The organism is Bacillus cereus group sp. Bc031 (genome assembly GCF_027716265.1).
Classification (GTDB): Bacteria; Bacillota; Bacilli; order Bacillales; family Bacillaceae_G; genus Bacillus_A; species Bacillus_A paranthracis.
Genome location: NZ_JAQFUL010000007.1, coordinates 69,333 through 92,514, shown reverse-complemented (window position 1 = coordinate 92,514; position 23,182 = coordinate 69,333). Strand labels below are relative to the sequence as shown.

Genomic DNA, 23,182 nt, shown 5'->3' with positions numbered 1-23,182 from the left:
AGCCTACTTATAATAAACCTTAAGATAGGAGAAGTATTACTTCTCCTATCTTAAGGTAAAAATAAGAAATACCCTCTGTTAAGAGGGTATTTGCTCTTAGCCTTGCTAGCGACATCAACCGAATCGGCCTGTAATATAATCTTCTGTACGCTTATCTGAAGGTGTCGTAAATAATTTATTTGTATCTGTATACTCCACAACTTCTCCACTTAAGAAGAAAGCAGTTTTATCTGAAATACGCGCAGCTTGTTGCATGTTATGCGTTACGATAACGATACTAAAATCTTTCTTTAACTCTTGAATTAATTCTTCTACTTTTAATGTTGAAATTGGATCTAGTGCTGATGTTGGCTCATCCATTAAAATAACGTCTGGTTCAATCGCTAAACAACGTGCAATACATAGACGCTGTTGCTGTCCACCAGATAAACCGTATGCATTATCATGCAAACGATCTTTTAACTCATCCCAAATCGCTGCTCCACGTAAACTTTTTTCAACAATTTCATCTAACGTTTTCTTGTCGCTAATCCCATGAATTTTCGGGCCATATGCTACATTTTCATAAATAGATTTTGGAAATGGATTTGGTTTTTGGAACACCATTCCTACATGTGTTCGTAATTCTTCAACTGGATATGATTTATCAAATATATTGCGCTCTCTATATTCAATTACGCCTGTAGTTCGCACGATTGGTACTAACTCTACCATACGATTTAATGTTTTTAAGTACGTTGATTTACCACAACCACTTGGCCCGATAATTGCTGTAACTTCATTCTCATGAATACTTAAGTTAATATCTTTTAAAGCATGGTCTTCTCCATACCATAAATTTAAGTTTTTCGTATCAAATACTACTTTCTTTGGCGCAGTCTCGATTTTCTCCTCGTTTTTCACCTGTACATTTACTACTGTTGCTACCATTTGAATTCCCCTTTCATCCATTTCCAACTTATTTTCGATTTCGTAACCATAGGACAACTATATTGATCAAGAGCAACAAACCTAACAAAACAATCATCCCAGCAGCTGCTACATACTGAAATTCTTCCTGTGGTCTACTCATCCAATTAAAAATTTGAATTGGTAAAACTGTAAATCTATCAAACATACTAAACGGAACATAATTTGCAAATGCAAGTGCCCCGATAACTAATAACGGTGCCGCTTCTCCAATCGCTCTTGATATCGCTAACGTACAACCTGTTATAATTCCTGGGAACGCATATGGCAATACAACTTGATACATCGTTTGCCACTTCGTAGCACCTAACCCGTAAGAAGCTTCTAATAATGACCTCGGTACAGATCGTATCGCTTCTTGACTCGCTACAACAACTGTCGGTAAGACGAGTAAGCTCATCGTCAGTGCCGCTGCAATAATACTCTCACCTAAGTGAAGAGCGTATACAAAAATGGTTAAGCCGAGTAATCCAAATACGACGGAAGGTACTCCCGCTAACGTTTGATTATTAATTTCTATTGCCTTTTTAAATATAGATTCCTTCGCATATTGCTCTAAATAAAGAGCAGTTCCGACCCCAAATATAAAGGAGAGTGGTATAACAATACTCATAAATAATATTGTTCCTGACAAAGCTGCAGCAATCCCAGCTTCTTTCGGATTACGCGAAGCGAAGTTTGTAAAGAAATCTAACGAAAGGTAACTGACACCTTTTTCAAAAATTTGAAAAAGCAAAATAAGCAGGATTACTATTGAAAACAAAATTGCCATATAAAATAACAATTTGTAAATTCGATCTTTAAAAAAACGTGATGCCATATTTTCTTGTATTTTTTTATGATTCAACATGCGCATATTATGTCACCCTCCTAAAGCGGCGCATAATAAACTGCGAAATGATGTTCATTATAAAAGTAAACAAGAATAACGTTGCGCCTACAGCGTACATGCTGTAATAAGTAATTGTTCCATGCGGAGCATCACCTAAACTCACTTGCACAATATAAGCTGTTAACGTTTGAATAGAGTGTGTCGGATCGAGAGATACGTTCGGTGTGGACCCTGCTGCAATTACAACGATCATCGTTTCACCGATTGCTCTTGAAGCAGCTAATATAATCGCTGCCATAATCCCTGCGAAAGCTGAAGGAAACACGACTTGTTTTACCATCTCAAACCGAGTTGCTCCAAGTGCCAACGAAGCTTCTTTCGTTCCTTTTGCTACAGCTCTCATTGCATCTTCAGACAGAGATGCAATTGTAGGTATCATCATAAAGCCAATAACAATACCTGGACTAATCGCATTAAAAAACTGTAAATCAGGTATAATCCGTTGTAAAAGCGGTGTAACAACTGTTAATGCAAAAAAGCCATATACAATTGTCGGGATACCTGCTAATAGTTCTAACATCGGTTTTAATACTTTTCTTACACTGTTTGAAGCATATTCACTTAAAAATACGGCACACGCTAAACCGATAGGAACTGCTACGCACATAGCGATTGCTGTTACAAGTACCGTTCCACATATAAGTGGTAATATACCGAATTTAGGATTTTCAAAAAAAGGTAACCATTCTTTCTCTGTCAAAAAGGAGAGCAATGATATTTTTTTAAAAAACATTATTGTTTCATTAGAAAGCGTAAAAATAATTCCAAGTGTCGTCGCAATAGACACGCTAGCAATTATTTTTAGTAATAATGGAACGATTCGATTGATTCGCTGCGTTTTTTTTCTATGTTTTGTATTTCTTTCAATCAAATGTTGTACAGAAAATGTAATTTGACTTTTGTCATTATAAGCCAAAGATGAAAACCCCTTTCCACCCTGACATTACCTTTTTATTTCTGTTAACATCCGCAGCTGTTCATTGTATTTTTCTTTTGGTAATTTTACATATCCAACCTCTTCAGCAAGATTACCAACATGCTGAATCATAAACTCAATATAATTTGCTACATTCATTTTATTTCGGATAGATGCATGATTCACATAAGCGAATAGCGACCTAGATAACGGCTTATACTCACCTGATTGGATGGTATCTTTCGTCGGAAGTACACCATTCACTTTTATTGCTCTCACCTTATCTCGATTGGCCATATAATAAGCATATCCTACAAAACCAATGGCATTTTTATCATTCATTACCCCTTGCATAATAACTTGATCATCTTCAGACAAAGAGACTTTTTTTACAATGCGACTTTTTTGTAAGATGACATTTTGAAAATAATCATACGTACCAGAGTCTACACCTGGCGCATAAAACTTTACCTGTTCACATGGCCATGATGAATGAATTTGTGACCATCGCTTTTCACTTTCATCTTCACTCCATAATAGACGTAACTCGTCTACCGTCATATTATCTACCCAAGTATTTTGACGGTTCACAACGATCGTAAGGCCGTCATAAGCGACTTCAAACGGTGTAAACTGAATGGAGTTTTTCTTCATTTCATTTTCTTCCACTTGTTTCATTACTCTCGAAGCATTATTTATATCTACTTCTCCTTTACTGAAACGATTAAATCCTCCTCCTGTCCCAGAAACACTGATGGAAATTTTCACGTTTGGATGCACCTTTGTATATTCCTCCGCTACTGCTTCTATAATAGGAAAAACCGTTGAGGATCCATCAACTCTCACTTCTCCCATTTCATTCACAGCAAATGCAGTAGACGTGCCAACATAAAAGAAACATGTCGACAGTATGAAAACTTTAATTGATGCACTTATCCATTTCACGTGTTCTTCCTCCTAGAAGTAACCGGAAATAACAGGATTACAGATATAAGAATACTGCTAAACTATTAATTCGGTTTTAATTGTTTGTAAAAGTTTTGTAAAGTTCCACAAGAATCAACATTAGGTAAATTATTAATCCGTAGCCACTGTTCATCTTCACTGAGGATTGGTCCATAACTTCCATAGTGAATGCATACGTATTATTTGCAAGGTCCCTTAAAATTCCGATATGATCTGCTTGTCCACTTTATTAAAACGTATGCATGAATCAAAAAAAAAAGCACACTATCTTTTCAGATAGTGTGCTTTTTTTACAACTTTTTTATTCATCATCTTGCTTTTTATTTTTCTTATCTATTTCCTCTTGTGTAGCTTCGCCATTTTCTACCTTTTTCAAATCAAAGTACGCGTCCATAATGTCACGACTAATATATCCGTTAATACCTGATTTATCATCTACCCAAGGGACAACAACAGAAAATGCTACTTCAGGGTCTTCAAGTGGCGCATAACCTACTAATGTTAAGTTATATGTTTCTTTACGCTCACCGTTTGCTTTTCTACCAATCTCTTTATCTCCGCCATACACAGTTTGAGCTGTACCTGTTTTACCAGCAGCTTTATATGATGCGCCTGTAAAGTATTTCGCAGCTGTACCACCAGACTCATTAAATACTTGTCTAAATCCTTCCTGAACACGTTTAATTTGTGATTCAGGCATATCAATACGGTTTAGTACTTTTGGTTCCATTGAGTGAACGACTTTTCCAACTTCACCTTGTTTCGCTTCCGGTTGACGAATTTCTTTTACAACTTGCGGCTGCATACGGTAACCACCATTTGCAATTGTTGAAACATACTGTGCTAATTGAAGTGGTGTATATGTGTCATACTGTCCAATTGATAAATCTAATAAGAAACCAGGCTGATTTCCTCTACCTATTTGACCCGCAGATTCGTTTGGTAAATCGATACCTGTTTTTACACCAAGTCCAAACTGTCCAAAATAATAGCGCATCGTATCAAATGCTTTTTTTGGTACATCTAACGTACCACCTCTCACATATTGAACACCTGCGATATTCATCGCTGTTTTAAACATATATACGTTAGAAGACATTTTTAATGCTGTCAGATCATTAATAGATCCCATCGTCTTCCAAGAAGATTTTTTCGGCGTTCCTTTCAATACGATTGGTTCATCCAGTTGGTAGGAACCCGGTTGAATCGCTTTTGTTTGATATCCTGTAAGTACTGTCGCACCTTTTACAGTTGATCCCATCGGATAAGAACTTGTCATCGTTCCTAATGCGAAATCTTGCACTTTCGTTTCGCCATTTTCTTCTACTAACTGTTTCCCTGCCATAGATAAAACTTCACCATTTTTTGGATTCATCATTACAACGAATGCGCGATCTAAAAGAGGTTGTCCCCCTTTATATCTCAATAAATTTTTCGTGATAATTTCTTCTACACGCTTTTGTAATTCCATATCAATTGTTAAATTCAGATTGTTACCACTTTGCCCTTTTGATACATTAATCGTTTCTAAAATATTACCGTTTTTATCCGTAATATTTCTCACTTCCGCTTTATTACCATGCAAACTATCTTCATATTGCTGCTCAAGATAACTTTTCCCTACGCGGTCATTTCGATTATAATCACGAACAAGATAGTAATCTAGTCTTTCTCTAGGTAAACCTTCATCAGACGTTGACACGCCGCCAAGTACACTTCGGAATAAATCATCATAAATATACTTTCGATCCCAATCAACATTCGTATCTACACCTGGTAATGTTGCTAGATTTTCACTAATAATCGCATATTCTTGTTCTGTAGCATCCTTTTTAATGACTTGTGGCGTCATCGCATATCCACCGTCCATTTTGCTTTTAATCGCTAGCACTTCTAAATCTTTTGCGGATAATTGATTCACTTCTTCTTCTGTCACGCGATTTCGTTGACGCTCATCTAATTCTTTATCGTCAATTTTTTTATCTTTAAACTCTTGACGATCTTTTTTCGTAATTTTTTCTTGCGCTTCTTCTTTATGAATAGCAAGCCAATAATCTTTTTTATCGCGATCTGTTAATTTATCTGTCGGTACTTCAATCAAATCTGCTAATCTTTTCGCTGTTTCTAAGCGAGCCTCTGCAGTTGATCCTTTCATTTTTGTAAATGTAATCGTACGTACAGCTGCATTATCTACTACAGCTCGCCCATAACGGTCAAATATTTTCCCACGTGGTACAGGATTACTTATCGTCGAGTTTTCTTTCCTCTCCACTTCATTCTTATATTCCTCACCGCGAACAATTTGTACATAACCAAGCCTTACAATAACCGCGGAGAACATTAAAAACACGCAGAAAAACAGCACGTTTAACCGAAAAGGAACGTGAGTCTTTTTCTTTTGTTGTTTCTGCTTCTTGCCCATACAAACCCCCTCTACCAACAGCTATGTAATTTGAAAGGGACACCTTCATACAGGTGTCCTCACTGCTGTCTTACATCTTTTTCTATTCTAGCATAAAACAAACGATAAGTTAACCTTCTGGTTCTGTTTGATTCTGCGTGGTTCCTTGCGCTACGACACTTGTGTTCCCTGCATTTCCTTCATCATATTTGACATTTTTAACTGCAAAATAAATAAGAAAATGTCCAGCACCTAAAATACATAGTAAGACAGGTAAACTCTTTTCAGGCGGAAAGAATAATACAGCACATAAAAAACTTAAAACTGAACAAATTCTCCCGGCATTTAACCATAATTCTCGGACAACAACATACTCTACACGCCACTCTCTCGCATTTTTCGCTCTACCAATTACATCATATGTCATCGATCCATATGGAACGAGTAAAATAGGGTATGCAATCGCAATGCATGCTGCATAAATAAGTAATTTTGTGTATGTAACATTGAATATAACTAAAAATACAACAGCATATAAAATAATGCCTCCAAGTAAAATTGCTTTTTTTCGCCACTCTTTCTTTAACATACGGGCGACTAAATAGTAACATACAAATGATACAGCAGAATTTACTAAGCTATATTTCCCTAATGCAAGCTCACTATCGGTTGCTAAGTACACATATACTGAAATAACAAAAATGAATGTCCCCTCTCTCAATCCTTGGAAAAAATGAGCGCGTGTAATTCTCCCCCAATTTTTATCAATCCGTCGCTCTTTCAAAACTTGTGTAACCTCATAACGACCTTCACATTCTCTCTTAGATACAAAAAAGCTTAAAACGACAGCAATTGCAAATAACAATAACGAGAGAAAGAATATGACCGTATAACCACTCCACTTCTCCATACGTGAAATTGTGTATCCAGCTGCTATCGGTCCAATCATGCCAGAGAAGGATGTAAGAAGCCCAAGAAACCCATTAAAGAAATCTCTTGTTTCTGGTTCTGTAATCTCAAATGTTAATAAGTTAAACGCGAGCCAGTAAAAACCATATCCGACTCCTAAAAGAGCCCCCATTAATAAAATATAGTGAGAAGCGCTTTTCCCCGCTACTAAAACAACGATAAAAAAAATCGCTAACGTGCCTACGCCTATTCGTAACAAGATCGAGCGATCAATACGCTTCGCTAATTTCCCACCTATAAGAAATGTGAGGGGCTGCAATACAACGCTGGCCAAATTATACAAGCCGAGATTCACATAATTTTGTGTTTGTTTCCATAAATAAATGTTAACAAACGTATTCGATAAAGAAATTGCGAGCGTGTATAAACCTCCAATAAGGAGTAATAACACTAAATCCCGATTCACTTCAACGTCACCAATTATATGTTTCCACTTCATACACAACTCTCCTTTACTTCATGTTCTAGTCTTCCAAAGACAAGCTCAATTATGTAAAAGGAAAGCATAGAAAAAAGCTAGGAGCATTCTCCTAGCTTTTTCTATCGTTATTACAATTATTTTGCTTCTTGGTAACGTTTTTCAGCAGCGTTCCAATCTACAACGTTCCAGAATGCACCGATGTAGTCTGGACGACGGTTTTGATAATTTAAGTAGTAAGCATGTTCCCAAACATCTAAACCGATAACTGGAGTTTTACCTTCAGTTAGAGGAGAATCTTGGTTTGGCGTGCTTGTTACTTCTAACTCACCATTATTTACTACTAACCAAGCCCAACCAGAACCGAAGCGAGTTGCGCCAGCTTTTGCGAATTCTTCTTTGAATGCATCGAAGCTACCGAATTTCGCTTCAATTGCAGTTGCAAGTTCGCCTACTGGTTGTCCGCCGCCGTTTGGAGATAAGATTGTCCAGAAGAATGTGTGGTTAGCATGTCCGCCACCATTGTTACGTACTGCTGTACGGATTGCTTCTGGTACTTCGTTTAAGTTTGCAACTAATTCTTCTACGCTTTTGTCAGCTAATTCTGCATGACCTTCTAAAGCAGCGTTTAAGTTTGTGATGTACGTGTTATGGTGCTTTGTATGATGGATGTTCATTGTTTCTTTGTCAAAGTGAGGCTCTAAAGCATCATACGCATAAGGTAAATTTGGTAATTCGTGTTTTGCCATTGTTATATTCCTCCCAGTTTATGTATTGCCACTTAAGTGACATACAACTACATTCTACCCTAATTGCCATAGGGTGCAAACAAATAAATCACATTGTCTTGCTATCATTAAAGTAGCAAAATTCCCACTTCTTTTCAATTAAAATGCTCATATATTTGATAAAAAAAGCTCCCTTCTACAAGGAAGCTTCCTACTGACATAATAAACATGTGAAATGGATATGGACCCTGTAGGACTCGAACCTACGACCGGACGGTTATGAGCCGTCTGCTCTAACCAGCTGAGCTAAGGGTCCACAATTATGTATGTAATAATACATCAAATAAAGGAATTCCTATCGGATATCCCCTTTAAGAAATGTAAGATAAATTTACCATATAGAAAAGAAAACTGTCAATTGTATTTTTTTCATTTAAAAGAAGAAAATTAATAAAAAGAAATTCAGTTATCGCTACTATATGTAAATATAATATATCTTGAGATTCCCTAGATTCCTACGTTACAATGATTTTATACATACATAAAGGAAGTGAATCTATGTCCATATTTACCCAATTAGTCAAAAGCGTATATTCGCCTAAAGATATGGCGCTATTCCGTTTTCAAAAAATCGGAAAAACCATTTTGTATATTATGCTACTTTGTCTAATCACTACTATTCCAAGAACATTCTTTTACGGTAGCTTTATCCAAGATAGTGTTACTATGGTAAATCAAGCAATTGAAAAAGATTTACCTGATTTTAAAATCGAAAATGGTGAACTAAAAGCTGATATTGAACAACCTATTCAAAAAGAAGAGGGAGATGCTCTTTTCGTATTTGATCCAAATACAACAGATATCGAAAAGTATCAAAATAAAACTGGTTTATTTATTTTAAAAGATAAAGTAGTTTCTATAGGAAATGGCCAGACGCAAACATACTCCTACAATGATTTATTAGGGACATCTCTTGAGAAAAAAGATTTGCAAGATTTCATTTCTGTATTTGATAGTATTTATCCAATTTTATTAGCCGTTATCGGAGTGTTAGTATATCTATTCCAATTGTTCATTACTTTCTTAGGAATTACTTTACTTGCGTTTATCGGTTCTGCTATGAGTGGTCAACGTAAATTATCTTATAAGCAAGTATGGACGTTAACTGCCTACAGCTACACAATTCCAACCATCTTCTTTATGATTATGGATTTATTCAAAATCGTTGTACCTGGCTCAACATTCATTTATATCGCAGTTGTTTTAATTGTCCTATACTTAACAATTAAAGAAGTTCCAAAACCGAACGAAAAAAATGCCTAAATAGGCATTTTTTTTTTGGACAAGCATATATTCCTAGCAAAGGAGTGAAGAATATGAAGAGATTAGGTATATTCTTATTCGTGCTTGTTCTTGGTTATATATTTTATTACGATATAAAAATCGGCACTTTACCGATGTTAAGTTCATATAAAAAGACAAATGCGGCCGAAACGATAAAACAAGAAAGTACAAATACAAAACAAAAGAAAGAAAACAAAGCGGAAAAAGAAACAGATGTCACTTATAAAACAATTGAAGTCAAAACAGGTGATACGGTTCTTTCCATTACAGAAGCGATTAATAAGAAGAAAATTCCTTCTATCGAAAAAGTAATTGATGATTTTAAACAATTAAATAAAAATACACCTGCTACAAAAATACAACTTGGAAAGTCTTATAAATTCCCGTTATATCAATAAGCAATCACTTAATCCTTGTCAATTACATAAAGGCGCTGATACAATAGTAAAAGTGAAACCGAGCACTTCGGTTTCTATAGCCCTGTATCACGTATACTATCATTGATATAAGGGACTAAATAAGAAACTTCTTTTATAAGGAGAGCGATCTATTCGTGAATGAAATGACTCATCGTACAAAAACACGTCCAGTTAAAGTCGGTAATTTAACAATTGGCGGTAATAATGAATTAATTATACAAAGTATGACAACAACAAAAACACATGATGTTGAAGCAACAGTTGCTGAAATTAAACGTTTAGAAGAAGCTGGCTGCCAAGTCGTGCGTGTTGCTGTTCCAGACGAACGCGCAGCAAATGCTATTGCTGATATTAAAAAACAAATCAACATTCCACTTGTTGCTGATATTCATTTTGATTATCGCCTTGCTTTAAAAGCAATTGAAGGCGGCATTGATAAAGTACGTATCAATCCAGGTAACATTGGTCGTCGCCATAAAGTAGAAGCTGTTGTAAATGCAGCAAAAGAACGTGGTATTCCAATCCGTATCGGTGTAAACGCAGGTTCATTAGAGCGTCACATTTTAGAAAAGTACGGATACCCAACTGCAGATGGTATGGTTGAGAGCGCCCTGCATCACATTAAAATTTTAGAGGACTTAGATTTCCATGATATTATCGTATCTATGAAAGCCTCTGATGTTAACTTGGCAATTGAAGCATACGAAAAAGCTGCACGTGCTTTTGATTATCCACTACATTTAGGTATCACAGAATCTGGAACGTTATTTGCCGGAACTGTAAAAAGTGCCGCTGGTCTTGGAGCAATCTTAAGTAAAGGCATCGGAAATACACTACGTATTTCATTAAGTGCTGACCCAGTTGAAGAAGTAAAAGTTGCGCGTGAACTATTAAAGTCATTCGGCCTTGCATCTAATGCAGCAACACTTATTTCTTGTCCAACTTGCGGTCGTATTGAAATTGATTTAATTAGCATCGCTAACGAAGTGGAAGAGTACATTTCTACCCTACAAGTACCAATTAAGGTTGCAGTACTTGGCTGCGCCGTAAATGGTCCTGGGGAAGCTCGTGAAGCTGATATCGGTATTGCCGGCGCGCGCGGAGAAGGACTATTATTCCGCAAAGGGCAAGTCGTTCGTAAAGTACCAGAAGAAATAATGGTAGAAGAACTGAAAAAAGAAATCGACGTAATTGCTGCTGAAATGGCTGCTGAACGAGAAAAAGAAAAAGAAACACAAGAACAATAAAAAGAAGGTTGCCCACAACATTTGTGAGCAACCTTCTTTTCTACGTAAAAAAGCTCGTCAGTTATAGAACTAACGAGCTTTTACTTTGCACATTTTGGACAACGTCCGTATATTTCAAACTTATGACCTGTTACTTCATAACCATTAAAATCTTTATTCATAAAATCCATTGGGCAAGAAGTAATCTCTTTCGTCCCTCCGCAATCTAAACAAATAAAATGATGATGATGTTCCATAATAGAACATGTAAAACGAAAATGTTTTTCACCGTTTAATTCCGTTTGTTCTAAAACACCGATTTCAGCAAACACCGTTAAGTTACGATAAATCGTGTCAAAGCTAAGACCTGGATAATCATCCTTCATATGCTCTAAAACGTCCTTCGCTGTTAAATAACGATTGTGAGCTGCAAATAACCTGAGCATTTCTTCCCTTTTCCCAGTATGTTTGTATCCTTTATCTTTCATTAGGCGTAAAGCTTCTGTTAGATTCATATCTATCCCTACTTTATGCAGTTTTTTTCTTTTTCCATAAAATCGCACCAATTAAAATAAGAACCGCTATCATAACAATTGTACCACCTGGTGCTAAATCAAGTTGATACGAAGCAAACATTCCACCAATTACTGCAATTTCACCAAATAAAATGGAGAAGAAAATTGTTTGTTTAAATCCATTCGCAATACGAATACTTGCTGCAACTGGTAACGTCATTAATGATGATACGAGAAGAACCCCCACTACACGCATTGATACCGCAATGACAAGCGCAACCAATATAATGAAAATAAAGTGAATCCACTTTGCACTCAAACCGGTTGATACAGCGTATTCTTCATCAAACGATAGTAAAAATAACTCTTTGTATAATAAAGTAATCGTTACAATAACAACAATTGCTACAATGCCGATAATTATTAAATCCGTACTTGTTACAGCACTTACACTACCAAATAAATAACTAAATAAATCTGTGTTAAACCCATTTGCAAGTGAAATAAAAATAACGCCAATCCCCATTCCTGCTGAAAGAATAATTGGAATTGCTAATTCTTGATAATGTTTATATACAGTACGTAGTTTTTCAATAAGTAACGCCCCACCAATAGAAAAAATCATCCCCATATATAACGGATTTAAAAATCCCCCTGTGAAAATTGTTTTTTCTAGTAGTAAACTTGCAGCAATACCCGATAATGTCACGTGGCTTAATGCATCCGCAATAAGCGACATGCGGCGAATGACAACAAATACACCGATAAGCGGCGCAACAAGTCCTATTAAAATTCCTGCATATAAAGAGTTTCGTAAAAAGTCATATTGTAAAAAATCTTGTATCATTATATCCTCCCGTGATGCTCATGCTCGTGTTCTAAACGATGAACATGGTGTCCATATAAGACGGACATTTCTGCATCTTCTAACTCTCGGAACTTTTCTACATTTCCATGGAAATGTAAATGTTTGTTTAAGCATGCAACATGTGTTACTTTCTCGGTAACAGCTCCCATATCATGCGTAACGAGAATTAATGTGATTCCTAGCCTTTTGTTTAAATCCTCTAATATCTCATAAAAACTTTCTACATTCTTCACATCAATTCCAACAGTGGGCTCGTCCAAAATAAGTAATTCAGGATCACTAACGAGCGCACGAGCAATAAATACGCGCTGTTGTTGTCCACCAGAAAGTTCTCCAATATTACGCCCTTGAAACTCACTCATTCCTACATCAGCAATCGCTTTTTCTACCTTTTTCTTATCGTTTTTCGTAAAAAAGCGAAACAGCCCTTTTTTCGAAACGAGTCCCATTGACACAACTTCAAACACAGTTGCCGGAAAACCAGAATTAAAGCTATTTGCCTTTTGCGACACATAACCAACTTTGTTCCATTCTTTAAACTTCTTACTATCAACACCAAACAAACGAATGCTTCCCTGTTTTGGCTTTAAAACGCCTAATAAACATTTTAGCAAAGTGGATTTCCCTGAACCATTTGGCCCAACTAAACCTAAAAAAGCTCCCTTCGGAACTTGCAAATTTATATCTTCTAACACATTTCGATCTTCATATCGAAATGACAATCCTTCTATTTCTAATATATTGTTCATAGCATCTCACCTATTTTAATTCAGAATGATTCCGATTTATATCTATTTGAATTATAGTACAGCTTATTATAGTTGTAAACCAATCTGCCTAAAATATATCTACTTTTTCAAGAAACCTTACTATTATAACAAAAAGCAGAGAAAAATTCTCTGCTTTCAAAAGATATTATAATTAATTTTTTAGTGAATAGCCGATTTAAACTTACCACCATTTGTCTCTTGTGTACTCATAATCGTAACAAACGCATTCGCATCAATTTCATACACAATTGATTTTAACTTTGTCACTTCTAGACGTGTTACCACTGCATAAATAACTTCCTTTTCTTTATCCGTGTAACCGCCTTTCGCTACAAGCTTTGTAGTTCCACGACCAAGACGATGCAAAATCGCATTTGATACTTCCTCATATTGATCTGATACAATTAAAACAGCTTTCGTTTCATCTAAACCTTGAATGACTGTATCAATTGTTTTGAATGCAATGTAGTACGTCATAACAGAATACATCGCTTGTTCCACACCAAATACAAATGCTGCCCATGCAAAAATGAATAAGTTCACAAACATTACAAATTCGCCTACGGAGAAAGGTAATTTCTTCGTTAATAAAATACCCATAATTTCTGTTCCGTCCATTGATCCACCATGACGAATAACGAGCCCTACACCAAGACCTAAAATAAGACCACCAAACACTGTAGCTAAAATTGGCTCTGTTGTAAATGGCGGAACAGCATGTAACGTTGATTCAATAAACGCTAAAGCTACAATACCGAACGCCGAAGATAACATGAACGTTTTTCCAATTTGCTTATAACCCGAATACATAAATGGGATATTGAGAATAACGACCAAAGTAGAGAAACTTAACCACCAAATATTAGGAGTAAGATAATCTAATATAAGAGAAATACCAATAATTCCACCATCAATAATTTTATTTGGCATTAAAAATAATTCAATCGCTACCGCTGCGCATGCTGCTCCAAAAATAATCATAACTAAACGATACATAAGATGGATAACACTTTCTTTTCGATGTTGCTTCTGCTCCATAAGTCCTCCCTTATACTCTTTTTCTATAGTTTTGTCCTTATATTATAACATACGCTTCTTTTTCTCATGAAAAAAGAAGCTCTATATGAATATGTACAAGCTACGTACTCATATATTTCGATAGAAGAACGTGTGAAGGAGGATAACTCGATGAACCTCATTAAACAACTTGTAAATAAAAAATTAAATCATATTTCTACAAAGGAATTATTGAAATATAGTAAAGAATATGATGTTCCAATTACGACTGCACAAGCTGATCAAATTGTTGGACTTATGAAAGGAAAGAATATTAACATTTACGATAATGACGAACGACTAGCGCTCTTAAAACAAATAGCTCAAGTAACCTCGCCCGCTACTGCCCAACAAGTAAATACTTTATTTCAACAACTACTAAAATAAGGAGGGGATATTCCCCTCCTTATTGCTTATTGCGCTTTAATTTTCTCAAGAAGCCCTTCATCAAAAGTACCATTTTTCAGCATTTCGATTTCCAATTTATATGGCGGCTTCTTGTCCTTTTTATCTTCACCTACATATGGTGTTTCCAGAATTTTTGGTACGTGCATTAATTGCGGATGATGCACAATATGATGCAATGCTTTATAACCGATATGACCGAAACCGATATTTTCATGACGGTCCTTTCCTGCGCCGCGTACATTTTTACTATCATTAATATGAAGTACTTGTAAACGATCGATACCAACAATCTTATCAAATTCGTTTAATACACCGTCAAAGTCATTTACAATGTCATATCCTGCATCGTGCGTATGACACGTGTCAAAGCATACCGATAGTTTTTCATTATATGTTACACCATCAATAATTTTTGCAATTTCTTCAAAGCTACGGCCGCATTCTGTTCCTTTTCCTGCCATCGTTTCTAACGCAATGTTCACCGTCTGATCTGGCGTTAATACTTCATTCAGTCCTTTAATAATTTGTTGAATGCCAGCGTCTGCCCCTGCACCAACGTGCGCACCTGGGTGAAGAACGATTTGTTTTGCCACACCTAATGCTGATGTTCTTTCAATTTCCATACGAAGGAAATCTACACCTAATTGGAATGTTTCTGGCTTCGTCGTATTTCCAACATTAATAATATATGGCGCATGTACGATAATCTCTTCGATACCGTTTTGTTCCATATGTTTTCTTCCTGCTCCTATATTCAATTCTTCAATTGGTTTTCTTCTCGTATTTTGCGGTGCACCTGTATAAATCATAAACGTCGTTGCACCGTATGAAACAGCCTCTTCACTTGCTGCTAATAACATTTTCTTACCACTCATAGAAACATGAGATCCAATCTTTAACATACAATCACCTCTTCAATATACAATAGATATAATGATAGCATAATTTGTAGAAATATGTAGTGAATTGTTTGTTCACAAAAAACGCACTACATAAATTTATACGACTATTTAAACAGACTATACTCTTCATTTACATTATCTAGATGAAGCGAAACTTTAATCAATATTTTCTATCCATATTGATTACGGCTCTCACAAATAGCTGGATAAAAAAAGATAAGGGAAATCCCTTATCTTTTTTTATTGCTATATTTTCTTTTCACTTTGTCACGTTCTGTTGCAAGTTTACGTTTATAGTTTGGTTTTACTTTTTTCGGTTTTTTAACAACTTTCGTTGCCATAACATCAAGTTCATCATTTGGTTTTTTACGGCTCTTACGACGACGACGTTCACCTAAATCCGCCCACTCATCTCCGCGTAAATCTACATGTTTAAACTCGATATGACGTTGTTTTTCTAAACTATCTAACGCTTCTTCGTTTGCTGGATCATAAATCGTCACTGCAATACCTGAATAGCCTGCACGTGCTGTTCTTCCCACTCGGTGAACGAAGAAATCTAAATCTGATGGAAGTTCGTAGTTAATAACATGACTAATTCCTTCAATATCAATACCACGAGCTGCTAAATCAGTTGCAACAATATATTGGAATTCAAGGTCACGAATTTGTTTCATCATTTTTTTACGATCACGAGGTGATAAATCTCCGTGAATTCGTCCAACTTTTAAGCCGCGTTCCGTTAATCCGTCAGCAACTTGATCTGCCATTTTCTTCGTATTCGTGAAAACAACTGCTAAATACGGCTTAAATTGTAGCAACATTCTTTTCACTAAATCAATTTTGTTACGATGTTTAGAAGGCACTAAATAATGCTCGATATTTCCAGCCGCAACTTGTTTTGGATTGATATGAATATGCTCTGGATTCTCCATGTATTTCTTCAGAAACGGTTTTAGTTTTTGAGGAATTGTTGCAGAGAAAACTAACATTTGCAAGTTTTTAGGCATGCGTGCTGCAATCTTATCTACATCATGAATGAATCCCATATCAAGCATTAAGTCTGCTTCATCGACAATAATTGTATTTGCTTTATGAACAAACAGTGCTTGTTCTTCTACTAAGTCTTTAATACGTCCTGGTGTTCCAACTACAATATGAGGTTGTTTTTTCAACTTTTCAATTGATCGTTGTTTATCAGTTCCACCAATTAAACAACGTGCTGTAATCATTTGATCTTCCGCACAGAACTTTGTTAATTTCACGATTTCTTCGTAAATTTGTTGTGCTAACTCACGAGTAGGCGCTGTAATAACAAGTTGTACTTCTTCACGACCTGGGTTAATTCTGTTCAATGTAGGAAGTAAGTATGCATGTGTTTTCCCAGAACCTGTTTGGGATTGTCCAATTACACTTACACCTTTTTTCACGACCGGGAAAATTTTCTGTTGAATTCCTGTCGGCTCTGTAAAGCGTAGTTCACGAACTGCATCTATTAAAAATGGTTTAAAATCATACTGTGTAAAAGTTTGTTGTGTCATAAGTTACACCTTCTTTCTAAATTTCTACTGCGCGCACAAATCAGTCAAGTCTACATTATATCGAAATCTACAAGTAAAATCCATCTTTAGTTTAGGTTTTTACTTCAAAAACTAACCTTCTTCCCTCTTATTGCATATTGTATGTGTATATACCTAACTGAAGAAAGGAGGATTTCTCACATGTTTCCAAAATCCCCCATGAGGCAAATGTATCCGAATCCAGGGCAGCAACCTTATACACCATATCCAATTCCACAACTACCACCGATGGCACAAAAAAAGAAAGGATTTCTTGCTAAACTCTTTAAAAAACACGATCCAACCGAAGCTTTCATGCAAATGGTTCCGCCTTATCGACAAATGGAAGGACCGCCAATGATGCACCAGCAACCGCCACCTCAATATCGACAGCAATATCAGCAACAATACCAACACCAATACCCGCAACAATATCAACAGCAATATCAACCATACATGCAGCAACATCCCGAGCAAATGATCCCTCCTCAAATGTATGAATCAAACGACACGCGCGGCGGTGCAGCAAATACAGACACATCAAGTAGCGGCATCGGTAGTTTTTTTTCGAATTTAATTTCGAATCCAACTAATATGATAAATAATATCGAAAAAGTATCACAAGTCGTTCAATCTGTAAGCCCTGTCGTCGAACAGTACGGTCCCATTATGCGTAACCTACCAAGCATTGTTAAAATTCTAACCTCTGGAAAAAGTACGGAAGAAAATCCAACCGAAGATCAAACTGAAGACGTAACAGAAAAGGTTGAGGTAGCAACTCCACATCCTCCATCCAAAAAAAGAAAAAGAAAAAAAATGGTGATTGAGCCAGTCATAGAAAAAGAAGTACGAGAGGAGCCTGTTCAAAAAATAGCAACAAAACCAAAACTATATGTGTAACAATCCTTTGTTTTCTATCCACTCCTCCTTTATAATGTAAAAGACTATGCACAAAAGTATCCCTTGTTTAGAAGGAGAGGATTACTCGTATGAAAATTGTTAAAATTTCCCCTCGTGGTTATTGCTACGGTGTTGTGGACGCGATGGTTATTGCACGTAACGCCGCATTAGATACATCATTACCAAGACCTATTTATATTTTAGGTATGATTGTTCACAACAAACATGTAACAGATGCGTTCGAAGAAGATGGCATCATCACACTAGATGGTCCAAGTCGATTAGACATTTTAGATAAAATCGATTCTGGTACTGTTATTTTCACTGCACACGGTGTTTCTCCAGAAGTTAAACAACGTGCAAAAGAAAAAGGTTTAACAACAATCGATGCCACTTGCCCAGATGTTACAAAAACACATGACCTTATTGAAGCAAAGAAAGCTGAAGGTTACCATGTCATTTATATTGGCAAAAAAAATCATCCAGAACCAGAAGGCGCAGTTGGTATCGCACCTGACATCGTTCATCTTATCGAAAGAGCCGATGATTTAAAAACATTAGAAATTCCAACGGATAAAATTTTAGTTACAAATCAAACAACGATGAGTCAATGGGATGTTCAACATTTAATGGAGGACATTCAGAAGAAATTCCCAACAGCAGAGTTCCATAAGGAAATTTGTTTAGCAACTCAAGTTCGCCAAGAAGCGGTTGCCAAACAAGCTGATGTTGCAGACTTAACAATTGTTGTCGGTGACCCGAAAAGTAATAACTCAAACCGTTTAGCACAAGTATCGCAAGAAATCGCTGGTACGAAAGCATACCGCGTTGCGGACGTAAGTGAAATCAAATTAGAATGGCTACAAGGTGTCGAGAACGTAGCTGTTACAGCAGGCGCTTCTACTCCAACACCAATTACAAAAGAGGTTATCGCTTTCTTAGAGCAATATGACCCAATGAATCCTGCTACATGGGAAAGAGTTCGAAAAGTACCGTTACAAAAAATATTACCTCGTGTAAAAGTGAAAAAAGAACAATAATAAAAACCGTTGCCTATATGAGCAACGGTTTTTTATTTTTCTTATACAAATGTAAATGGATCTGTATGTAACTGCGAAGCATGAATATGTACATTCAGTTTCTTTGCATCTGCTTTTTCTTGTAATTGCTTTTGTACACCTTGCTTCATTACCTTTTCAACGTTATGTCCTGGGTCGACGATATTTAAACCGAGCATCATCGCATCATGGGCAACATGATAATACATGTCACCTGTTACATATACATCCGCACCTTTAAATTTAGCTTGATTGATGTATTTGTTACCATCGCCACCAAGTACAGCTACTTTGCGCACTTTATCATCTAATTTCCCAACAACTCGCGCACCCTTTACATCTAACGATTGCTTTACATGTTCCGCAAACTGTCCAAGTGTCATTTCTTCTTGTAAATACCCTATTTTTCCAAGCCCTAACGTTTCACCTTTGTTATCAAGTGGATACACATCATAGGCTACTTCTTCATATGGATGTGCTGTTACCATTGCTTTAATCACTTTTCGTTGTAATGAAGCTGGAATAATCGTTTCGATCCGCACTTCTTCTACGCGCTCTAACTGTCCAGTTTCCCCGATATAAGGATTTGTCCCCTCTTGAGGTACAAACGTACCTGTACCCTCGCTATTAAACGTACAGTGACTATAATTGCCGATATGACTAGCACCTGCGTCTCCTAATGCTTTTCGTACTTCTTCTGCATGAGTTTCAGGCACAAACACAACAATTTTTTTCATTTCTTCTGCATATGTCGGTGCCAAAACTTCTGTATTTTGCAATCCTAACGCCTCAGCAAGTAAATCATTTACCCCGCCCTTAGCAACATCCACATTTGTATGTGCGGCATAGATTGCAATATCATTTTTAATACACTTTTCAATAATTTTCCCATATGCCTTATCTGTATGAATCGCTTTTAGCGGGTTAAAAATTAAAGGATGATGCGCAATAATGACATTCGCTCCTAATTGAATTGCTTCATCCACAACTTCTTCCGTTACATCTAACGCAATTAATACGTGCTGCACGGGTTTATTAAGCGCTCCAATCTGCAAGCCAATCTTATCTCCTTCCATCGCCAAATGCTTCGGATACATACTTTCAAATAACGAAATAATTTCATGGCCATTTGGAATTTTACTCATGATAAAACCTCCCCTATCATTTTCATTTTCGCTTCTACTTCCGCACGCTTCGCTTTTGTTTCTTCAGAATCAGCCGCACGTTCTAACTGCTTTAAAATATTTTGGAAGTTTTTTAATTCTCCTTCCCACTTTTCAACGAAAGCTTCACTTTTTTCTTTCATTAAAAATGGTCCCATAAATAATTCAGCCTGTTTATTTTCAGAGTAAGGAACCGTGATATTTCCTCGCTCCCCTACTAAAATCTCGTAAATTTTCCCATCTTCTTTTACGATTTTTTCATGGATAAGCTCCCATCCATTCGCAATAAACCATTCACGAATGTGATGCGCTGCAATATTCGGCTGTAAGATTAAACGTGTTACACCTTCTAATTTTTCTTTACCACTTTCTAAAATATCACGAATTAACGCTCCGCCCATTCCGGCAACCGTAATTACATCTACTTCTCCTGGCGCGATAACAGCTAATCCATTCCCTTTACGCACATCTACTTTATCTTGTAAGCCACTTTCAGCTACAGTTGCCTGCGCAGAGCGAAATGGTCCATCTACAACCTCTCCAGCAACTGCTTTAGTAGCAATATTATTTATAATTGTATAACACGGTAAATACGCATGATCCGATCCAATATCGGCAACTGTAGATCCTACTGGTATTTCACGCACAACTTCTTCTAATCGTTTTGAAAGCTTTACTTCATTCATGTATTTCCATTACTCCTTCTCTTGTCAGTCTGTCTCCATGATAATGAATTTATAGTAGTTGTTGCAAGCCTATAACAACAATTCACTTCTCTATCATTCATCGTATTTTAGAAAATATAGAAAAACAAGCCTTTTGCTTAAGCAAAAGGCTTGCCATACGGAACTTTATTTTTTCTTCGATAACCAATCAGCTACTTTAGCGGCTTGATCAGCTGGAACTATATTCGGTGGCATATTTCCTTTTCCTTTCGAAAGAATTTCTTTAATTTCATCCTTTGAAAGTTTCCCACCAATTTTTTGTAAATTAGGTCCTACCGCCCCTTGTAACTGATCACCGTGGCAGCTCGTACAGCTTTGCTTCACAATATCCTCTGGCTTGGATGCTGTTTGTGCTGGCTTCCCGCCATTTTTTGCATCAGCTAACTCTTTAGATTTATTTAGCCCCTGAAATGAAAATACAAACATAACGATAATACCCAATGCTGCAATAAGAGCGAACGGAATCAGCGGATTACGTTTCATATCTCTTCTCCCCCCTCTATACCCCTAAATAGTTAGATGATTCAGTCATTTCCATTGTACTTGAAAACGCTCTATCAGAAAAGAGTAAACTACTAATCGTTAAAAATATTCCATAAATTCAGTTTATTGTTTTTTATTGTTATATCGCTTATTATTTCGATAATTATTAACGTTTCTCATCATATTTTTCACTTTTCTACATATATTTTTGTATAGAATAAACAAAATTAATCGAAAAATCGAAAAATGAGCATTTGCAAATCAAAAGACAATTCTGTAAAATAAATTACAAGAAATTGTAATAGTTGCTGACAGCTAAAGTTTAACAAAAATTAACAAAATAAAAAAGTTTACTTCACAAAAGTGAAGTAAACTTAAAGGTAGCCTATTCTAAGAAATCCTTAAGACGCTTACTACGGCTTGGATGTCTCAATTTACGAAGTGCTTTTGCTTCAATTTGACGGATACGTTCTCTCGTTACGCCGAATACTTTCCCAACTTCTTCAAGCGTACGAGTTCGTCCATCATCTAAACCAAAACGAAGACGTAGAACATTTTCTTCACGATCTGTTAGTGTATCTAACACATCTTCTAATTGTTCTTTTAGCAATTCATACGCTGCATGGTCCGCAGGCGATGTTGCTTCTTGGTCTTCAATGAAATCACCTAAATGGGAGTCATCTTCTTCACCAATCGGTGTTTCAAGAGAAACTGGCTCCTGTGCAATTTTCAAGATTTCACGTACTTTTTCTGGAGCAAGATCCATTTCTTCACCAATCTCTTCAGGAGATGGTTCACGTCCTAAATCTTGTAATAATTGACGTTGTACACGAATTAACTTATTAATCGTTTCAACCATATGAACTGGGATACGAATTGTTCTTGCTTGGTCTGCAATCGCACGTGTAATTGCTTGGCGAATCCACCAAGTTGCATACGTACTAAATTTGAAACCTTTACGATAATCGAACTTTTCAACCGCTTTAATTAGACCCATATTCCCTTCTTGGATTAAGTCTAAGAAAAGCATACCACGGCCCACGTAGCGCTTTGCAATACTTACTACAAGACGTAAGTTTGCTTCTGCAAGACGACGTTTCGCTTCTTCATCGCCTTCTTCAATACGCGTTGCAAGTCGAATTTCTTCTTCTGCAGATAGTAAATCTACACGACCAATTTCTTTTAAATACATACGAACAGGATCGTTGATTTTAACCCCTGGTGGTACACTTAAATCATTGAGGTCGAATTCTTCTTCCGATTTTGCTATTTGGCGATTATTAGGGCCTTCGTCGTCATTGTCGCCAACTAAGTCAATCCCTTGTTCACCTAAATATTCATAGTATTCATCCATTTGATCGGATTCAATTTCAAATCCATTCATGCGTTCTGCAATCTCTTCATATGTAAGAACGCCACGTTTTTTTCCGAGCTCAGTGAGTTGTTCTTTCACTTGCTCAAGGGTCATTTCAGTTTCAATTTGTTTAGAACGAGCTGGTTTGTCAGCCATCTGTTCCCCTCCTTACG

The 23,182-nt window shown here is 36.4% G+C and carries 23 protein-coding genes and 1 tRNA gene; 6 read left to right on the top strand and 18 right to left on the bottom strand.

Annotation, left to right across the window (positions count from 1 at the left end):
- Positions 1 to 114: 114 nt before the first annotated feature.
- The 8 genes from pstB to PDQ33_RS04850 all read right to left on the bottom strand — a co-directional run bounded on the left by pstB (position 115) and on the right by PDQ33_RS04850 (position 8,575).
- Positions 115 to 930, bottom strand: coding sequence for a phosphate ABC transporter ATP-binding protein (gene pstB / locus PDQ33_RS04885; RefSeq protein WP_000226683.1), 816 nt, complete (start codon positions 928 to 930; stop codon positions 115 to 117).
- Between the two features lie 28 nt (positions 931 to 958).
- Positions 959 to 1,825 carry a phosphate ABC transporter permease PstA gene (pstA, locus tag PDQ33_RS04880; RefSeq protein ID WP_061132148.1) on the bottom strand — a complete coding sequence of 289 codons (867 nt, stop codon included), beginning with the start codon at positions 1,823 to 1,825 and terminating at the stop codon, positions 959 to 961.
- Between the two features lies 1 nt (position 1,826).
- A complete protein-coding gene (pstC, locus tag PDQ33_RS04875) occupies positions 1,827 to 2,777 on the bottom strand; it encodes a phosphate ABC transporter permease subunit PstC (protein ID WP_000323875.1) in 951 nt (316 codons plus the stop codon).
- Positions 2,778 to 2,804: 27 nt separating this feature from the next.
- Positions 2,805 to 3,722, bottom strand: coding sequence for a phosphate ABC transporter substrate-binding protein PhoX (gene phoX, locus PDQ33_RS04870; RefSeq protein ID WP_061132146.1), 918 nt, complete (start codon positions 3,720 to 3,722; stop codon positions 2,805 to 2,807).
- Positions 3,723 to 4,044: 322 nt separating this feature from the next.
- A complete protein-coding gene (locus PDQ33_RS04865; RefSeq protein ID WP_000516826.1) occupies positions 4,045 to 6,165 on the bottom strand; it encodes a peptidoglycan D,D-transpeptidase FtsI family protein in 2,121 nt (706 codons plus the stop codon).
- A gap of 109 nt (positions 6,166 to 6,274) precedes the next feature.
- Positions 6,275 to 7,552: an MFS transporter gene (locus tag PDQ33_RS04860; protein ID WP_000871368.1), complete on the bottom strand. Its 1,278-nt coding sequence runs from the start codon at positions 7,550 to 7,552 to the stop codon at positions 6,275 to 6,277.
- Between the two features lie 116 nt (positions 7,553 to 7,668).
- The gene (sodA, locus tag PDQ33_RS04855; RefSeq protein ID WP_001052031.1) at positions 7,669 to 8,280 is read right to left on the bottom strand and encodes a superoxide dismutase [Mn]; all 612 of its coding nucleotides are present in this window, start codon (positions 8,278 to 8,280) and stop codon (positions 7,669 to 7,671) included.
- A gap of 221 nt (positions 8,281 to 8,501) precedes the next feature.
- A tRNA-Ile gene (locus tag PDQ33_RS04850) sits at positions 8,502 to 8,575 on the bottom strand.
- Positions 8,576 to 8,817: 242 nt separating this feature from the next.
- Here PDQ33_RS04850 and PDQ33_RS04845 point away from each other — a divergent pair.
- The 3 genes from PDQ33_RS04845 to ispG all read left to right on the top strand — a co-directional run bounded on the left by PDQ33_RS04845 (position 8,818) and on the right by ispG (position 11,269).
- Positions 8,818 to 9,582 carry a DUF1189 domain-containing protein gene (locus PDQ33_RS04845; protein ID WP_000021910.1) on the top strand — a complete coding sequence of 255 codons (765 nt, stop codon included), beginning with the start codon at positions 8,818 to 8,820 and terminating at the stop codon, positions 9,580 to 9,582.
- A gap of 53 nt (positions 9,583 to 9,635) precedes the next feature.
- Positions 9,636 to 10,001 carry a hypothetical protein gene (locus tag PDQ33_RS04840; protein ID WP_000825406.1) on the top strand — a complete coding sequence of 122 codons (366 nt, stop codon included), beginning with the start codon at positions 9,636 to 9,638 and terminating at the stop codon, positions 9,999 to 10,001.
- A gap of 164 nt (positions 10,002 to 10,165) precedes the next feature.
- Positions 10,166 to 11,269 carry a flavodoxin-dependent (E)-4-hydroxy-3-methylbut-2-enyl-diphosphate synthase gene (gene ispG, locus PDQ33_RS04835; RefSeq protein ID WP_011040674.1) on the top strand — a complete coding sequence of 368 codons (1,104 nt, stop codon included), beginning with the start codon at positions 10,166 to 10,168 and terminating at the stop codon, positions 11,267 to 11,269.
- A gap of 80 nt (positions 11,270 to 11,349) precedes the next feature.
- Here ispG and PDQ33_RS04830 read toward each other — a convergent pair whose 3' ends face one another.
- From PDQ33_RS04830 to PDQ33_RS04815, 4 genes are all read right to left on the bottom strand, one after another.
- Positions 11,350 to 11,763, bottom strand: a complete 414-nt coding sequence (locus tag PDQ33_RS04830) for a Fur family transcriptional regulator (RefSeq protein WP_001054512.1) — start codon at positions 11,761 to 11,763, stop codon at positions 11,350 to 11,352.
- Between the two features lie 13 nt (positions 11,764 to 11,776).
- The gene (locus tag PDQ33_RS04825; protein ID WP_000613823.1) at positions 11,777 to 12,610 is read right to left on the bottom strand and encodes a metal ABC transporter permease; all 834 of its coding nucleotides are present in this window, start codon (positions 12,608 to 12,610) and stop codon (positions 11,777 to 11,779) included.
- Complete coding sequence (locus PDQ33_RS04820; RefSeq protein ID WP_001059652.1) at positions 12,610 to 13,380, bottom strand: metal ABC transporter ATP-binding protein; 771 nt, start codon at positions 13,378 to 13,380, stop codon at positions 12,610 to 12,612. Before PDQ33_RS04820 ends, PDQ33_RS04825 begins: the two co-directional genes overlap by 1 nt.
- 180 nt (positions 13,381 to 13,560) lie before the next feature.
- Positions 13,561 to 14,439: a YitT family protein gene (locus PDQ33_RS04815; RefSeq protein ID WP_000435966.1), complete on the bottom strand. Its 879-nt coding sequence runs from the start codon at positions 14,437 to 14,439 to the stop codon at positions 13,561 to 13,563.
- Between the two features lie 150 nt (positions 14,440 to 14,589).
- On the opposite strand from PDQ33_RS04815, the gene PDQ33_RS04810 reads away from it, so the two are divergent.
- Complete coding sequence (locus PDQ33_RS04810; RefSeq protein ID WP_001048963.1) at positions 14,590 to 14,844, top strand: DUF2624 domain-containing protein; 255 nt, start codon at positions 14,590 to 14,592, stop codon at positions 14,842 to 14,844.
- A 26-nt stretch (positions 14,845 to 14,870) separates the two neighbouring features.
- On the opposite strand, the gene PDQ33_RS04805 is transcribed toward PDQ33_RS04810, so the two are convergent.
- On the bottom strand, positions 14,871 to 15,767 hold the full coding sequence (locus tag PDQ33_RS04805) for a deoxyribonuclease IV (protein ID WP_061132145.1): 897 nt from the start codon (positions 15,765 to 15,767) through the stop codon (positions 14,871 to 14,873).
- A gap of 230 nt (positions 15,768 to 15,997) precedes the next feature.
- On the bottom strand, positions 15,998 to 17,308 hold the full coding sequence (locus PDQ33_RS04800) for a DEAD/DEAH box helicase (RefSeq protein WP_000194027.1): 1,311 nt from the start codon (positions 17,306 to 17,308) through the stop codon (positions 15,998 to 16,000).
- Between the two features lie 180 nt (positions 17,309 to 17,488).
- Between PDQ33_RS04800 and vrrA the strand changes: the two genes are divergently transcribed.
- Positions 17,489 to 18,226 (top strand): VrrA/YqfQ family protein, encoded by a 738-nt coding sequence (gene vrrA, locus PDQ33_RS04795; RefSeq protein WP_000484140.1) that lies wholly within the window; start codon positions 17,489 to 17,491, stop codon positions 18,224 to 18,226.
- Between the two features lie 89 nt (positions 18,227 to 18,315).
- Entirely contained in the window at positions 18,316 to 19,266 is a 951-nt protein-coding gene (locus tag PDQ33_RS04790) for a 4-hydroxy-3-methylbut-2-enyl diphosphate reductase (RefSeq protein WP_000706669.1), read from the top strand.
- Between the two features lie 41 nt (positions 19,267 to 19,307).
- On the opposite strand, the gene PDQ33_RS04785 is transcribed toward PDQ33_RS04790, so the two are convergent.
- From PDQ33_RS04785 to rpoD, 4 genes are all read right to left on the bottom strand, one after another.
- Positions 19,308 to 20,429: a Nif3-like dinuclear metal center hexameric protein gene (locus PDQ33_RS04785; protein WP_270754888.1), complete on the bottom strand. Its 1,122-nt coding sequence runs from the start codon at positions 20,427 to 20,429 to the stop codon at positions 19,308 to 19,310.
- A complete protein-coding gene (locus PDQ33_RS04780) occupies positions 20,426 to 21,133 on the bottom strand; it encodes a tRNA (adenine(22)-N(1))-methyltransferase (RefSeq protein ID WP_001006536.1) in 708 nt (235 codons plus the stop codon). The genes PDQ33_RS04785 and PDQ33_RS04780 overlap by 4 nt, the downstream gene beginning before the upstream one ends.
- Before the next feature lie 165 nt (positions 21,134 to 21,298).
- Positions 21,299 to 21,655, bottom strand: coding sequence for a cytochrome c550 (gene cccA / locus PDQ33_RS04775; protein WP_000828145.1), 357 nt, complete (start codon positions 21,653 to 21,655; stop codon positions 21,299 to 21,301).
- Between the two features lie 385 nt (positions 21,656 to 22,040).
- Positions 22,041 to 23,165, bottom strand: coding sequence for an RNA polymerase sigma factor RpoD (gene rpoD, locus PDQ33_RS04770; protein ID WP_270392654.1), 1,125 nt, complete (start codon positions 23,163 to 23,165; stop codon positions 22,041 to 22,043).
- Positions 23,166 to 23,182 lie beyond the last annotated feature (17 nt).